Genomic DNA, 13,083 nt, shown 5'->3' on the forward strand with positions numbered 1-13,083 from the left:
TTGCATCCCTTCCTGTCAACCTTTTTTCTTTATAGATATGATGAAGCCAAGAAGAAAATCAATCATAAAATGCATGGTTATTGTCACAGACAAATTACCTGTTTCCTTATATATATATCCGATCAAAAAACTCAATACCATAATATTGACAAACAAGAACCAGTTATATAAATAGCGATAATGTACTAACGCAAAGATAATGCTAGATGGCACCAGCCCAAAAGCAGTTTGGATAACCCCCCTGAACAGAATCTCTTCCGAGAGGGCAACAATCGCAGAAATGAAGGCTATTTCTATCATTGTCCTGTTTTGAAAGAGCTTCTCATTCAATCCTCCATCATCATAAAACCGAGGAGGAAGCAGCCTCATCATCAATAAATCAACTGCTGCCACGGCTACTCCAGTGGTGACACCAATTGTAAGCAATTCTGGTTCACCCCACCGAAACAGTGAAAAGAAATCAGCAGGCTTGGAAAAAAGAAAAGAACCCATAATACATGACACTATTAAAAGCAAAAATTGGGTGAAGTATAAATGGTACAGAATTTGTTTATCACTAAGCCCTTTGATTAGATCTGCATGCTTTCGATCCATATTTACCGCCTCAATAATAGTGAAGCTAGCTCTTCTTGCCAGGTCACATGATAATTTCTGGAACTGTTTTTGATTTTCTTGACAAAGGACAAATAAGAAAAACCGCAGGAACTGCAGCAGGTTTCTTTACTTATATCGGCATTTTCCCCAAAAAATTTGAGCAAAAACACCCTTTTGCAGCTTTCAGCAGAAATAAAGGCAAGCATATCCTTGATTTTGTTTGATTTCACCTTTCTCCTCTGTTCTACATACAATGAGAATTTCTCTTCTATTGCACCCATTTTTTCCTGTTTCCATCTTAAGAGAAAGTCACAAAGCAATCTCCATTGAATCTCAGTTAATCCAGCAGACGGAACAAGTTGTTTCTCATAAGTTTTGCAGTCTCCAGGCTTCATTCCAATTTCTTTTGCAAGCGAAAAGAAGGAGCTTATTTGAATATCATCCGGAAGCTCTAATGCTGCCAGCCCAAAGCTCAATTGCTCGTCCCCTGGAGAATAAAGGAGAATGGCAATACTTTTTCCGTTGTCTCTTCCTGCTCTACCGATTTCCTGAACATAGGATTCGATGTCAAGCGGCATATGGTAATGCAATATAAACCTCACATCCTGCTTGTTAATTCCCATTCCGAAAGCACTTGTGGCACAAATGATATCAAGCTGGCCTTTGACGAACTGTTGCTGTATCAATATCCTATTTTCCTGCTCCAGCCCTCCATGGTAACTCATCGCATTCATGCCATGTTGACGAAGAAGGATTGCTATTTCTTCCGCCTTTCTTTTGCTGGAAAAATAAATAATTCCCGGCCCTTCAAGGCTTTCTGCCAGCTCGATGACACGGGATAATTTTTTGTCTCTGCCTACCTGTTCTACAGATATCGCGATGGCAGGCCGATCAATTGAATAAACAATTTCTTCCCAATCATCAAGATGTAATTGCCTTGCAATATCCGCTCTTACCTCACTCGTTGCAGTTGCAGTCAATGCTAGCGTTATAGGATTCCCAAGATTTTCTCGAACATCTCCAAGCCTTGCATAATCTGGTCTAAAGTCATAGCCCCATTGTGAAATACAATGGGCTTCATCCACAACGAATAATGCAATCTCAAGTTCTTTCATCCTCGCAGTCACCATTGGAATACCTAACATTTCCGGAGAAATGAAAATGAATTTATAGCCTTCAAGGGATGCCATAGCCCTGTTTTTTTCCTCAAGAGGAAGGAACGAGTTTAACGCAACCGCTCTTTTTTCTCCTGCAGCCCGTAGCTGTTCTACCTGGTCATGCATCAATGAAAGCAGTGGAGATACAATGAGAACAGAACCTTTTCTCATGTATCCCGGAAGCTGATAGCATAACGACTTCCCAGTACCCGTTGGAAGCATGCTGATCGTGTGCTTTCCTCCTAGAACAGAAGATATCGTTCGTTTCTGCCCAGGCCGGAATTCCTTATGGGAGGTATAGACCCTTAGTGCCTCCATTAGTTCCATTTCTGCCCACTCCTTGCCAGGACTAACCTAATTTCAAAATAACTCGCTTCGGGGACAAAGCTGCGAATTTCCTTTAATTTTCGGACAGTTGTATTGCTGGCAGCCTCAATAATTTTTTCTTCTTTTTTTCGCTGTACATATTTTGAGATATCAAATTTAGGCGCATTTAATGCTATTTCAACGATATGGTCTTCGATGGTGTTTAATTTAAGATTTCTCATAGCAGCAATTTCATCGGGCTGATAACCTTTATTCAACAAGGAAAAGGTTTTTTCAGCTGAGAGCGTAAAAGGTGCAGCAGCTCTGCCTATATTGGAAACGGCACTTAAAATTGGTAAACTTGATCCTTGCTCTTCAATTGTCTTCAAAAGGAAATGAAGCAGATTTGTAAATTCAAGCTGAAAACGGAAATAATCCATACCTGTTACTTCAGCGGCTTGGATTGGCGTAAGCCCTATCCGTTGATGCCCTGTCAGCCGCAGGATAAACAATGTGGGATTCAAAGCAGGTGCCCGCTCAAAACAATAAAGCAGCTCTCGGTAAAGCCGTTCGGAGATATCCCTCCTTTTCTCTTTTCGATGAAGAAGGAAGGACTTTACCCATTGAAGGGTTTCCTGCCTATTCTGAATCGGTATATAGTCTTTCTGTTCATATAATAGGTTGGAACACACTTGAACAAGGAGGGACAGCCTTTCCCAGAATACCCTAGTGATATGCTGATATTTCAAGCCATCGTGATACTGAGGGATTGGATATGCCTTAAGGATCCTATCTGCCTTCATCTTCCCCGATTTCGTTACCATCCAAGTATCAGCAGCTGTCAATATGAGAAGCCCTGAAGATTGTAAATGAATTGCTGTCTCTATGAGTTTTTCTCGTTCTATCTCGGGAAAAGAATGAAAGAAAGGAGTCAGATGATAAAAATGGGCATCTTGAATTGTCTGTGCAGACTTTTTACCATGAAATAGGTGGAAAAGAGAAAAGATTGTACGTTCTCCTTTCAATCTATTTAAGCAGTGAAGTAAAACTGCCTCAAAATAGGTAATTTCCATGATATCACCTTTCAACCTGCATAATTTTAGAAAAAAGTGCGTAAAATTTAATACTGGAGTGACATAATCATTTTATCATGAAACAGGCTACAGGCGATGAACAAGCTATTATATACATTCTAAAACCCTATGTATGATAAGCATTCTCAATACATTTTTTATTGAAAAGTTAGTCCAGCAGATTTACAATGAATAAGAGAATTGAATTTCACAATTCCGTAACGAAATGAAACATATTGAAAAAACCAGGAGGGTATTTCACATGGCAAAGTATACAATTGTTGACAAAGAAACTTGCATTGCATGCGGTGCTTGCGGAGCAGCTGCGCCAGACATTTATGATTATGATGACGAGGGCATCGCTTTCGTAACGCTTGATGAAAACGAAGGTATTGTGGAGATTCCAGATGTACTAGTTGATGATATGATGGATGCATTCGAAGGTTGCCCGACAGATTCCATCAAAGTAGCTGACGAACCATTTAATGGCGATGCATTGAAATTTGAATAGTATATGTACATACCCCCGCTATCCTGCGGGGGTATTTTGTATTTAAAGGAAATAACGAGGGCTGAACAGCCTTCCCATAGAGAATTAAAAAAAGACCGCAGATAACTCGCTGGAAACCGAAATTACCTACAGTCTGAAACATGGGCTAAGCCACTGTTTGATTTTTTATCACGCATTCTTCAAGCTTTGTTTACCAATCCATGGAGCCATTTTAGCGAATAAGAGCAAGAAAGCTCCGGAGATTAACAATCCCTTAACAAGATTGAATGGAAGAATTGCAGTTACAGCAAGCATCTTCGGAAGTTCAAAGTTCATGAAGAATGCGTAAGCCGGAAGGAAAACAAAATAATTTAAAACACTCATCAGGACCGCCATGAACACTACTCCTGCCGCAAGCGCAGTTGTCATGCCTCTTTTTGACTTTGCCCTATTATAAATAAAACAGACAGGAAGGATAAACGCTGCTCCAGCAGCAAAATTGGCAATCTGCCCGATAGGGACTCCTGTTTGATTTCCCATCATAAAGTAATGAAGAATATTTTTGAAAAGCTCCACAAGGATACCCGCGGCTGGCCCAAAAACAAGTGCAGCGATCAGCGCAGGTATATCGCTGAAATCAACCATTAAAAAATTAGGGAATGGTGGCAGCGGGAAATTTAGCAGCATGAGCAAGTACGATATACTGCTAAGCATGCCAATAGTTACAAAAGCTTTTACATTCATTTTTTTCATTTTCCTCTCTCCTTTTTGAGATCCATCGACTCAAAGAAGAAAGGTTCGGCAATAAGCTTCCCTCAGCTTTTAAAAACCCCCAAGTTACTACTTGAGGGAGAGTTTGCTGAGGCACGCTTTAATAAACGTTCAAAACACCTGCAATTTTTTGAACGTCTGCAGAACCTCCATCTCCTCCCATCCAGACTTTACTGTCGGCTTTGGAATCTCACCAAATCCTGCCTTTCGGCTCGCGGGCTAAAGAGCACAAAGCTCATTACCGCCGGTCGGGAATTTCACCCTGCCCCGAAGATAGATCAATATTAAATTACGAAATTATTATACTGAAAAAACCATGCTTTGTGAAGTACCTTGCATAAGAAAAACAATGGAAACAATTATTTTACTTTTTTTCAATAATCAATATTGAAAATCCACTAACATTTTCTCGTCTGAAAAATTTTTTTACGCGCTGACAGCCCCTACACCCTTCCTCTATAAAACGCTTACACTTTCATACATGAACATTCTGTGACATTGACATCTCAATATTCGTCTTATAAAATATCAGAAAATTAAAGAAGTTTTTCCGAGGAGGATGAAAGATGTTTCAAATACTAGCCGCGGATGCAATAAAGGAAGAAGGTTTGCAGCCATTGCTTCAGATGGAAAATGCTGTTGTATATAGAGGGGAAACGTATGATCAGGATATACCACTCTCTCAAATCGACGCGCTACTTGTCAGAAGTGGAACAAAAGTAACAGCTGAATTGCTTGATAGAATGCCTTCTTTGAAAATAGTTGCAAGAGCGGGAGTTGGTGTGGACAATATTGATATCGAAGCAGCAACTAAAAGAGGAGTCATTGTCGTAAACGCACCCGACGGCAATACGATTTCGACCGCAGAGCATACTTTTGCTATGATGGTATCCCTGCTCCGAAACATTCCACAAGCTTGTGCCTCTGTTAAAAACGGTGAGTGGAAACGGAATGTATTTATCGGGAGTGAGTTGTACGGAAAGACTTTAAGTATTGTCGGCATGGGCAGAATTGGATCGGAACTTGCCAAACGGGCAAGAGCTTTCGGTATGAAGGTAATGGTATTTGACCCTTTTCTTACAAAAGAACGGGCAGAAAACATGGGTATTGATTCTGGCAGCCTTGAGGAAGTGTTGAAAAACGCTGACATTATTACTGTACATACTCCCCTGACAAAAGAAACAAGAGGCCTCATCAACAGGGATACTTTAAAACTAACGAAAAAAGGGGTCTACCTGCTCAACTGTGCAAGGGGTGGCATTATAGATGAAGAGGCCTTGGAAGAATTTATCCTGAATGGGCATGTCGGAGGTGCTGCACTTGATGTTTTCGTTACAGAGCCGCCAGGTGAGCATCCTCTCTTGAAATTGGACCAAGTGATTACAACACCCCATCTTGGCGCTTCCACTCGTGAGGCCCAACTTAATGTAGCAACACAGGTTGCGGAAGCAGTCCGAACCTATTTCGAAGATAAACCCGTTGCAAATTCCATAAACCTTCCGGCAATGTCACGAGAGATTTATGAGAAGATCCGGCCTTTCCACCAGCTTGCTGCCAAGATGGGTTCCATTGTATCGCAGTGCTTGCAGGAAGGAGTAAACGAAATCTCCGTTACTTATTCTGGCACGGTCGCAGAGTTGGAAGTTTCGTATTTAACGAAATCTCTCTTGTCAGGATTTTTCAAGAATTGTATTGATGCAAGTGTGAATGAAGTAAATGCGGTTCATATCGCAAAGGAACTTGACATTGTTGTCGGAGAAAAAATCTCTTCCAATAGCTACGGTTATGCAAATACAGTTTCCGTAACGGTAAAAGGAGACCACCATTTTTTCACTGCTCGAGGCACTTATATAGAGCATTATGGACCAAGGATTGTGAACTTGGATGGTTTCAATATTGATTTCCGCCCGGAAGGAAATCTCCTGTATATCCAACATATGGACCGTCCAGGCGTTATTGGCCGTGTCGGTAATGTACTTGGTGAGACCGGGATTAATATCGCCACCATGCAGGTAGGTAGAAAAGAAGTGGGCGGCGAAGCTATCATGGTACTAACTTTCGACAGGCCGCTTGAAGGTGGTATTTTAGAAAAAATAAGAGAAGTTGGCGATATTGTTTCCCTGAACCGAATCCGGCTATAAATAAAGAAGGGACTGTTCCAAATAATTACTCGGAACAGCCCCTTTCTTACTGTTAACGTTTCGAATTCACCTATTATTTAGCCGATAGGCACTTCTTTTCTGGAACCTTTTGAGAAGGTCATGATTGACCTATAACCTACTTCTCTTGCAAGCTCTACCGCTTTTTCATAATCGTAACCGACATGCTTAGGAAAATGGGCATCAGAAGATAGGACAATCGGAATTTTCTTATCATAGCACATTTGCAGCAAACGCTTATCAGGGTACAATTCACCCACAGGTTTACGCAGCCCCGCTGTACTGATTTCAACGCATGTCTTCGATCGAGATAATGCTGTTGTGGCCTTATCATACTGTTCGAGTAAGAATTCTTCATCCTTTGGAACATACTTGAATATTTTCACTAAATCGAGGTGACCTACAATATCGAACAAGTTTGACTCAGCAAGCGTTACGACCTGCCCAAAATAATTAGAGTATACTTCAAAAAGGTCTCTCTTTTCCCATTCTTCTATGTATTCGCCAAGATCGATGCCAAAATCCCCGACCCAATGAATGGAACCAATTACATAATCAAAGTCATAGCTTTGAATGAATTTCTCCATTTCTTTATGTTTATCTGGAGTATAATCCATTTCAATGGACATTTTCACATCAATACCACTGCTCCATGCCTTATGAAATAAAGCCGTATAATCAGCCATATCATAAAAGCGCCGTTCGTTCACCCATGGATTTTGCAAAATATCCGCTGTTTGGAAAAAATGATAGGCATGCTCGGAAATTCCGAAATGTTCAATGCCCCGCTTTGCAGCAGCATTTGTAAACTGCATCAAATAATCAAGCGTTAATTCGCCGTTCTCCAAATGATTATGGTAATCTGTAAGCAAAAACAATCCCCCTACGAACTTTTATCCTTTCATTATACGTTTAATTGAGCGGATATCTCAAGGGAATAGTCTGAGTTATTTTATAACGAGAATTTGGTTAGCTCGGATATTATTACCCGATAAGCGATTGCGCTGCTGAAGTTCCTCTATGGTAATACCGAGTTTTTTCGAAATAGAATAAAGCGTTTCCCCCTCGGATACTCTGTATTGCTTTTCCCCTGCAGCTTTTCGAGTGATTTCAAGCGCTTTACCCACCGTTATTCTCTCCCCCTTTAGATTGTTGAGCGACATGAGATCTTCAACGGAAATTCCGTAATTTTGCGAAATAGACCAAAGGGTTTCCCCCTTTTTTACAATATGTGTCGCAGTAGCATACATGTCCTCTTTTTTAGCATCCATTTCTCCTGCTGTTTCGACCGCTTTGTTTCCTCCTACGCTCTTTGCAGCAACAGCTTGTCCCACTTTAATGTCTCCAAGCATCCCTACCGGATCGACTGCGTTCTCTTTAGTCCAAGTCCATTCTCCTTGATGAACTTCGAAATGCAAATGAACACCGGAGCTATCACCAGTATTCCCCATATAACCTAAAATGTCCCCTTGTTCAATATCTTGCCCTTCGGCAACCTGTCTTGTTTTCAAGTGGGCATAAACTGTTTCATAACCATTAGGGTGCTTAACAAATACTACATTTCCGTAGCTTGCGGAATAATATGATTTTGTAACCGTCCCACTTTCGACTGCCACAATAACATCATTTAGCGGGCCAGCGATATCTACTCCCTTATGTTTTCCCCCTCTTGTACCATATACATCTGTCACATTACCTGAAGCAGGCCAAACCCAATGGTCTTGGTCATCTTTCTCTAGGCTTACACTTGCCTCAGGATGCTTGCCCCCCAAAAATAATAGGCTTACGCAAATTCCCATCAGTACAGCAATTAGCAGCCGCTTTATGTAATCTCGCATTGTTATCCTCCCTGAATAAGAAACTCTCTTTCAACCTTATGAGCGTTTCTTTCCAAATAGAACATGAAAATTCATTCCAAAATAGCATTTGTGCCGAGCCGAGAAATTATACAATAAAGAAGAGCTTCCGGCACTTTTATCCGGGAAGCTCTTTTGTTTCAATTATTTTATTGTTTGTTTATTTGGTGCGAGCGGCATTGCAATTTCTTCATCAAGGTTAAATCTTCCTACATATCTTGTTTCCGGATTATCAATTTTTATTTTGGCATATCCGAATTCCTTTGCAGTAAAAAGGATTGCTTCAAGATAATGAATGAAGTGACTGTCATAAACGGCTCCTTCAACGAGCTCGATATGAAGCGTCCGAGGCTGTTCTGTACTCTCTTCTTTAATTCCTTTCACCATCTTTTTCGGTAAAGAAGGGACAAGCGGACTGCTTGAGCTTAAACCTTTTTCACCCATTCTTTTCAAAGCTTTGCCAATTGTCACATAGCTTTCACCAGTTGGAACAAGGTATGGGGTTTTAGTACCTGCTGGATAGTAGAAAAGATACGCTCGCTTCCGATCTACCTGCAGTTTTTCATGACTATTCACTACTTGCTCCCCGCCGATACTGATGCCGGGTGTTCCTCCTGTAGTGAAATTCACTCTTTTGACTTCTTCTTTTGGAATAGTCTCGTCGATGATGTTCATCAAACCAGCTTCAGGAGAAGCGTCAGAGTTGTAAGGATGACTATTCTTGACATCCATCCTTAATGTACCTGTCTTTTTTTCGTATTCAAATTTTGCGTCCATCGGATAGAAATCTTTCAATCCCCATTTTTCCTCTTCCAATCTAGGCATTGTTTCTTTAAAACGGTCAAACCATGATTTTTTATTTTCCTTTTTCACTAATACAGTAATTGGAACAGCAACTTGGCCATTTTTGTCGGGGATGGCAAAAGATACAGTATCATGTTGCCTTAAATCCTCCGGGTATACCGCCGTCTCTTTATCATAACTTTTGTGCTCTCCATCCAGTGACAATTCTTCATCATCATGAAAGGCTAGCATTCCTGTTTTCTCGTCGGGAGCTTTGAAATGACTGGAATCGGCATGTTGCAATGAAGAATGATGCGTGTTATTTTGTTGGTCATGAAATCCATTCTTACTCAAAGAAGGGACTAGGATGAACATTAATAATAAAGCCCCAATGCTTGCACAAGCAGGAATCAGCCAGGACGGTTTCCGCCGTTTCCTGGAAGCTTTAACCTGATGAAAAATTTGACGAGGACTCCTTCTATCCGTAATGACTGGCAGCTGGCGAAGCAATTCCTCCAACTGTTTATCGTTTCGCAGATATTTTCTCACCAGACATCACTTCCTTTTCAATCATCTCTTCCATATATTTCTTCAAACTCTTGAGTGCCCTGTGCTGGACAGTCTTTACTTTACTTTCCGTCCAACCAAGGGCTTGTGCGGTTTCACTAATGGAAAGCTCATGGATATAGCGGAAAAGTATTACCATTCTTTGGTCGATTGTGCACAAGTCGATACACTTATACATCATTCTGATTTCTTCCTTTTGAAGCGCAATTTCCTCCGGGAGCGGCCGGCAATCCTGGACTTGAGCTGATATTATCTCAACCTTTCCAAAAATCCTTTGCTTCCACCCTTGTTGTTTACGGAAATGATCTATCGCGACATTTTTCGCAATGGAAAACAACCATGTTTTTTCACTGCTTTTACCTTCAAATTGTCTGTATGATTTAAAGACCCTAATATAGACTTCCTGCATTAAATCCTCTGCCTGCTCCCTGCTCTTAACCATGTAAAACAGGAATTGAAATACAGCCTGATGATATTTTTCATAGAGTTGCTCAAAAACGGAGTCCATTTCTCTTGTCCCTCCGTATCATTATATTAGTCGGTATCTTTAAAAGAAAAGTTACAATTTAACTATATGCTTTATTGAGCAGGAAATAAAGGATATTTTTACCTGTATCTGAATTTTCGCAGCAATTTGATTTTTCCCATTAAGATAATCATCACTCTTAAGACAGGTTAAACAGCCCCTTATACGGAAAATAAAAAACAGACAAACTCGGGTAGAAAACGAGTTTATCTGCAGACTGAATGATTCTTTATTAAGGATAGCTTTTCATTGTTTCTCATGAATCAAGATTAATCGGCAGTTTTTTAACCATTATCCTATTTTTCGCGTTTTCGCGGAATGAAAAACGAGAATGTCGTCCCTTGTCCAAGTTTGCTCTTAACCGACATGCGGCCTTTATGGGCATCGACAATATTCTTGGCAATCGCAAGTCCAAGTCCAGTCCCTGATTTTCCCCGAGTCCTCGACTTATCCCCTTTATAAAAACGTTCGAAAAGGAAAGGCAAATCTTCCTCCGGTATACCCGGTCCCTGGTCCTCCACTTCTACAACAAGACCATTGTCTTCAGTATACGCCCTCACGTTAATGGAAGCGGAATCTGGCACGTGCCTTATAGAGTTATCGAGCAAATTGGTTAGCACCTGTTCTATCCTGTCAGGATCAAACTCGACAATCTGATCGCCCTCTATCACTTCTGCTTTTAATTCAATACCCTTATCGTTTGCCAAGGCATAAAACTTGCGAACAATCCTGTTTAAATAAGGTTTTAAATCCACTTCTTCAATGTTCAGCAGAATATGACCTGCTTCCATTCTTGCAAGATCCAGCAATTCATTGACAAGTCTGCCCATCCTTAAGGATTCATCATAAATAATTTTTGCTAACTCCAGTTTTTCTTCGTCCGTCTGTGCGATGCCATCAACAATCGCCTCACTATAGCCTTGCAGCATAGAGATTGGTGTGCGGAGCTCATGGGAAACATTTGCAATGAAATCTTCCCTTAATTTATCAAGCTTTCTTTCTTCCGTCATATCTCTTATGACAGCAACAGCACCGCGGATAAATCGCTTATTATAGAGCGGACTTACAATCAAAACATAGCTGCGACCTTGAAGCGACATTTCACCAACCTGCTCTTTTTCGGTATTAACAGCAAGTTGAAATAACTCCATCACTTCGGAAGGAACAGCATCAGTATGCTCATTTGCACCCTGATCGTAATACCAATAACGGAGAAATTGATCGGCAGGCGGGTTTGTAATCAGAATGGTCCCATTCTTGTTGAAAGTAAGTACACCATCAGCCATGCTGCTCAGGATGCTCGTCAATTGTTCTTTTTCCTGATTGAGGGCATTCATGTTAAATTTCAGTTGGCGTCCCATTTGGTTGAAGGCTGTTGCGAGTTCCCCAATTTCATCATGGGTTAGGATTGGCACCTTCGTATCGAATTTCCCTCTTGCAACTTCAAACGCAGCCTCCCTCATCTTCCTGAGAGGCGCTGTGATTCTCGTTGAAAGGAAGAAAGCGAAAATAGTCGTCAACACAATCGCCACTCCAGCAGCAAGAAGAATAAACTTTGTTGTATACCTTGTCGTTCGCTCCATTACATCAAGCGATTGGTAGACAAATACACCCCCGGCCTTGTCCTCGGAAAATTGCACAGGAACTCCAATGATTAAATATTGACTCCCAGCAGAATCTTTCGATGGAAATGGCGAAGTGATATATTGAACTTCATCTTCCTTGAAAACCTTAGAAAGTTCCTTGTTCCCCATGACGAACGAAACAGGGAGCCTTTTGTTGTTATTTGCATTAGGCGAGTAATAGTAAGTATCTTTATCCTCTACCACAATTACCCGCGTAACATCATCAATAAGCGCCCATGAAATCTCCTTGCTTAGCGCTTCATCTTTAGGGTGCTCTTCAAGATTCAACGCAATCTTTTCAGCTGTTTCAGTAAGATCCTTACGCGATTCACTGATATGATAATTTTCAAAGAATTCAAGCAGCATTACGGTCAAGATAAACAAGACAAAGGAAACAAGCAATAGAATGGTGAACCATAATTTACCTACTACACTTCGCCAGAATATCATTCATTGATAACCTCGAATTTGTAGCCAACACCCCAAACTGTCACTATCATTTTGGCAGCATGCTCTGATACTTTGTTCAACTTTTCGCGCAAACGCTTCACATGTGTGTCCACAGTTCGAAGATCACCGAAAAACTCATAATGCCATACTTCCTTCAGTAACTGTTCCCTATCGAACACCTTATCCGGAGATTTTGCCAGGAAATAAAGCAGTTCATATTCCTTCGGAGTAAGACTTACTTCTTTCCCATCTGCTGTTACTCTGTGTGCATCATTGTCAATTGTTAAATGTGGAAATACGATAACATCCTTTGTTGTTGTTTCTGTTTGAAGGTAGCTTGTACTGGAAGAACGTCTCAGCATCGCCTTCACCCTCAAGACAACCTCGCGTGGACTGAATGGCTTTACGATATAATCATCCGTACCAACTTCAAATCCTTGCACCCGGTTTACCTCTTCCCCTTTTGCAGTGAGCATGATAACAGGAGTAGATTTCTTCTCCCGCAATTCTCTGCACACTTCTATTCCATCTTTTCCAGGCATCATGAGGTCAAGTAAAATTACATCATAATCATTGGCAAGGGACTTGGCGAGGGCTTCATTGCCGTCTTCCGCTTCCTCAATGAGGTAGTTTTCTCGTTCAAGGTACATTTTCAGCAATCGACGAATTCTTTCTTCGTCATCTACTACTAAAATTTTGATGTCTTTTTCCATAAGGTAAATCCCC

12 protein-coding genes and 1 riboswitch are annotated in these 13,083 nt (G+C 40.9%); of the genes, 2 read left to right on the top strand and 10 right to left on the bottom strand.

Annotated elements, in window-relative coordinates; genetic code table 11:
- Positions 1–15: 15 nt before the first annotated feature.
- From BQ5796_RS09415 to BQ5796_RS09425, 3 genes are read right to left on the bottom strand one after another with little or no spacing between them, the layout of a single operon-like run.
- Entirely contained in the window at positions 16–594 is a 579-nt protein-coding gene (locus tag BQ5796_RS09415) for a CPBP family intramembrane glutamic endopeptidase (RefSeq protein ID WP_071459998.1), read from the bottom strand.
- A 2-nt stretch (positions 595–596) separates the two neighbouring features.
- Positions 597–2,078, bottom strand: coding sequence for a RecQ family ATP-dependent DNA helicase (locus BQ5796_RS09420; RefSeq protein WP_071459999.1), 1,482 nt, complete (start codon positions 2,076–2,078; stop codon positions 597–599).
- The gene (locus BQ5796_RS09425; RefSeq protein WP_071460000.1) at positions 2,069–3,130 is read right to left on the bottom strand and encodes a YpbB family protein; all 1,062 of its coding nucleotides are present in this window, start codon (positions 3,128–3,130) and stop codon (positions 2,069–2,071) included. The genes BQ5796_RS09420 and BQ5796_RS09425 overlap by 10 nt, the downstream gene beginning before the upstream one ends.
- Before the next feature lie 262 nt (positions 3,131–3,392).
- Between BQ5796_RS09425 and BQ5796_RS09430 the strand changes: the two genes are divergently transcribed.
- On the top strand, positions 3,393–3,641 hold the full coding sequence (locus tag BQ5796_RS09430; RefSeq protein ID WP_071460001.1) for a ferredoxin: 249 nt from the start codon (positions 3,393–3,395) through the stop codon (positions 3,639–3,641).
- 168 nt (positions 3,642–3,809) lie between these two features.
- On the opposite strand, the gene BQ5796_RS09435 is transcribed toward BQ5796_RS09430, so the two are convergent.
- Positions 3,810–4,373 (bottom strand): ECF transporter S component, encoded by a 564-nt coding sequence (locus BQ5796_RS09435; RefSeq protein WP_071460002.1) that lies wholly within the window; start codon positions 4,371–4,373, stop codon positions 3,810–3,812.
- Positions 4,374–4,538: 165 nt separating this feature from the next.
- A riboswitch (FMN riboswitch) is annotated at positions 4,539–4,670 on the bottom strand.
- Positions 4,671–4,957: 287 nt separating this feature from the next.
- Between BQ5796_RS09435 and serA the strand changes: the two genes are divergently transcribed.
- Complete coding sequence (serA, locus tag BQ5796_RS09440) at positions 4,958–6,532, top strand: phosphoglycerate dehydrogenase (RefSeq protein ID WP_071460003.1); 1,575 nt, start codon at positions 4,958–4,960, stop codon at positions 6,530–6,532.
- Between the two features lie 77 nt (positions 6,533–6,609).
- Here serA and BQ5796_RS09445 read toward each other — a convergent pair whose 3' ends face one another.
- From BQ5796_RS09445 to BQ5796_RS09470, 6 genes are all read right to left on the bottom strand, one after another.
- Positions 6,610–7,422, bottom strand: a complete 813-nt coding sequence (locus tag BQ5796_RS09445) for a histidinol-phosphatase (protein WP_071460004.1) — start codon at positions 7,420–7,422, stop codon at positions 6,610–6,612.
- 75 nt (positions 7,423–7,497) lie between these two features.
- Positions 7,498–8,388 (bottom strand): M23 family metallopeptidase, encoded by an 891-nt coding sequence (locus BQ5796_RS09450; RefSeq protein ID WP_071460005.1) that lies wholly within the window; start codon positions 8,386–8,388, stop codon positions 7,498–7,500.
- A 162-nt stretch (positions 8,389–8,550) separates the two neighbouring features.
- On the bottom strand, positions 8,551–9,738 hold the full coding sequence (locus tag BQ5796_RS09455; RefSeq protein WP_071460006.1) for a hypothetical protein: 1,188 nt from the start codon (positions 9,736–9,738) through the stop codon (positions 8,551–8,553).
- Positions 9,713–10,264: an RNA polymerase sigma factor SigX gene (sigX, locus tag BQ5796_RS09460; RefSeq protein ID WP_071460007.1), complete on the bottom strand. Its 552-nt coding sequence runs from the start codon at positions 10,262–10,264 to the stop codon at positions 9,713–9,715. Before sigX ends, BQ5796_RS09455 begins: the two co-directional genes overlap by 26 nt.
- A gap of 314 nt (positions 10,265–10,578) precedes the next feature.
- The gene (locus BQ5796_RS09465; protein ID WP_071460008.1) at positions 10,579–12,357 is read right to left on the bottom strand and encodes an ATP-binding protein; all 1,779 of its coding nucleotides are present in this window, start codon (positions 12,355–12,357) and stop codon (positions 10,579–10,581) included.
- Positions 12,354–13,070, bottom strand: a complete 717-nt coding sequence (locus tag BQ5796_RS09470) for a response regulator (protein ID WP_071460009.1) — start codon at positions 13,068–13,070, stop codon at positions 12,354–12,356. The genes BQ5796_RS09465 and BQ5796_RS09470 overlap by 4 nt, the downstream gene beginning before the upstream one ends.
- Positions 13,071–13,083: the final 13 nt, after the last annotated feature.

This window comes from Bacillus massilinigeriensis, from assembly GCF_900111815.1.
Lineage (GTDB): Bacteria > Bacillota > Bacilli > Bacillales > Cytobacillaceae > Mesobacillus_C > Mesobacillus_C mediterraneensis.

Excerpts from the sequence above, each read along its gene's own strand:
- BQ5796_RS09465 (WP_071460008.1), bottom strand. The coding sequence starts at position 12,357 with ATGATATTCTGGCGAAGTGTAGTAGGTAAATTATGGTTCACCATTCTA.
- BQ5796_RS09435 (WP_071460002.1), bottom strand. The coding sequence starts at position 4,373 with ATGAAAAAAATGAATGTAAAAGCTTTTGTAACTATTGGCATGCTTAGC.
- BQ5796_RS09425 (WP_071460000.1), bottom strand. The coding sequence starts at position 3,130 with ATGGAAATTACCTATTTTGAGGCAGTTTTACTTCACTGCTTAAATAGA.
- BQ5796_RS09470 (WP_071460009.1), bottom strand. The coding sequence starts at position 13,070 with ATGGAAAAAGACATCAAAATTTTAGTAGTAGATGACGAAGAAAGAATT.
- BQ5796_RS09450 (WP_071460005.1), bottom strand. The coding sequence starts at position 8,388 with ATGCGAGATTACATAAAGCGGCTGCTAATTGCTGTACTGATGGGAATT.
- BQ5796_RS09420 (WP_071459999.1), bottom strand. The coding sequence starts at position 2,078 with ATGGAACTAATGGAGGCACTAAGGGTCTATACCTCCCATAAGGAATTC.
- serA (WP_071460003.1), top strand. The coding sequence starts at position 4,958 with ATGTTTCAAATACTAGCCGCGGATGCAATAAAGGAAGAAGGTTTGCAG.
- BQ5796_RS09430 (WP_071460001.1), top strand. The coding sequence starts at position 3,393 with ATGGCAAAGTATACAATTGTTGACAAAGAAACTTGCATTGCATGCGGT.
- BQ5796_RS09415 (WP_071459998.1), bottom strand. The coding sequence starts at position 594 with ATGGATCGAAAGCATGCAGATCTAATCAAAGGGCTTAGTGATAAACAA.
- sigX (WP_071460007.1), bottom strand. The coding sequence starts at position 10,264 with ATGGACTCCGTTTTTGAGCAACTCTATGAAAAATATCATCAGGCTGTA.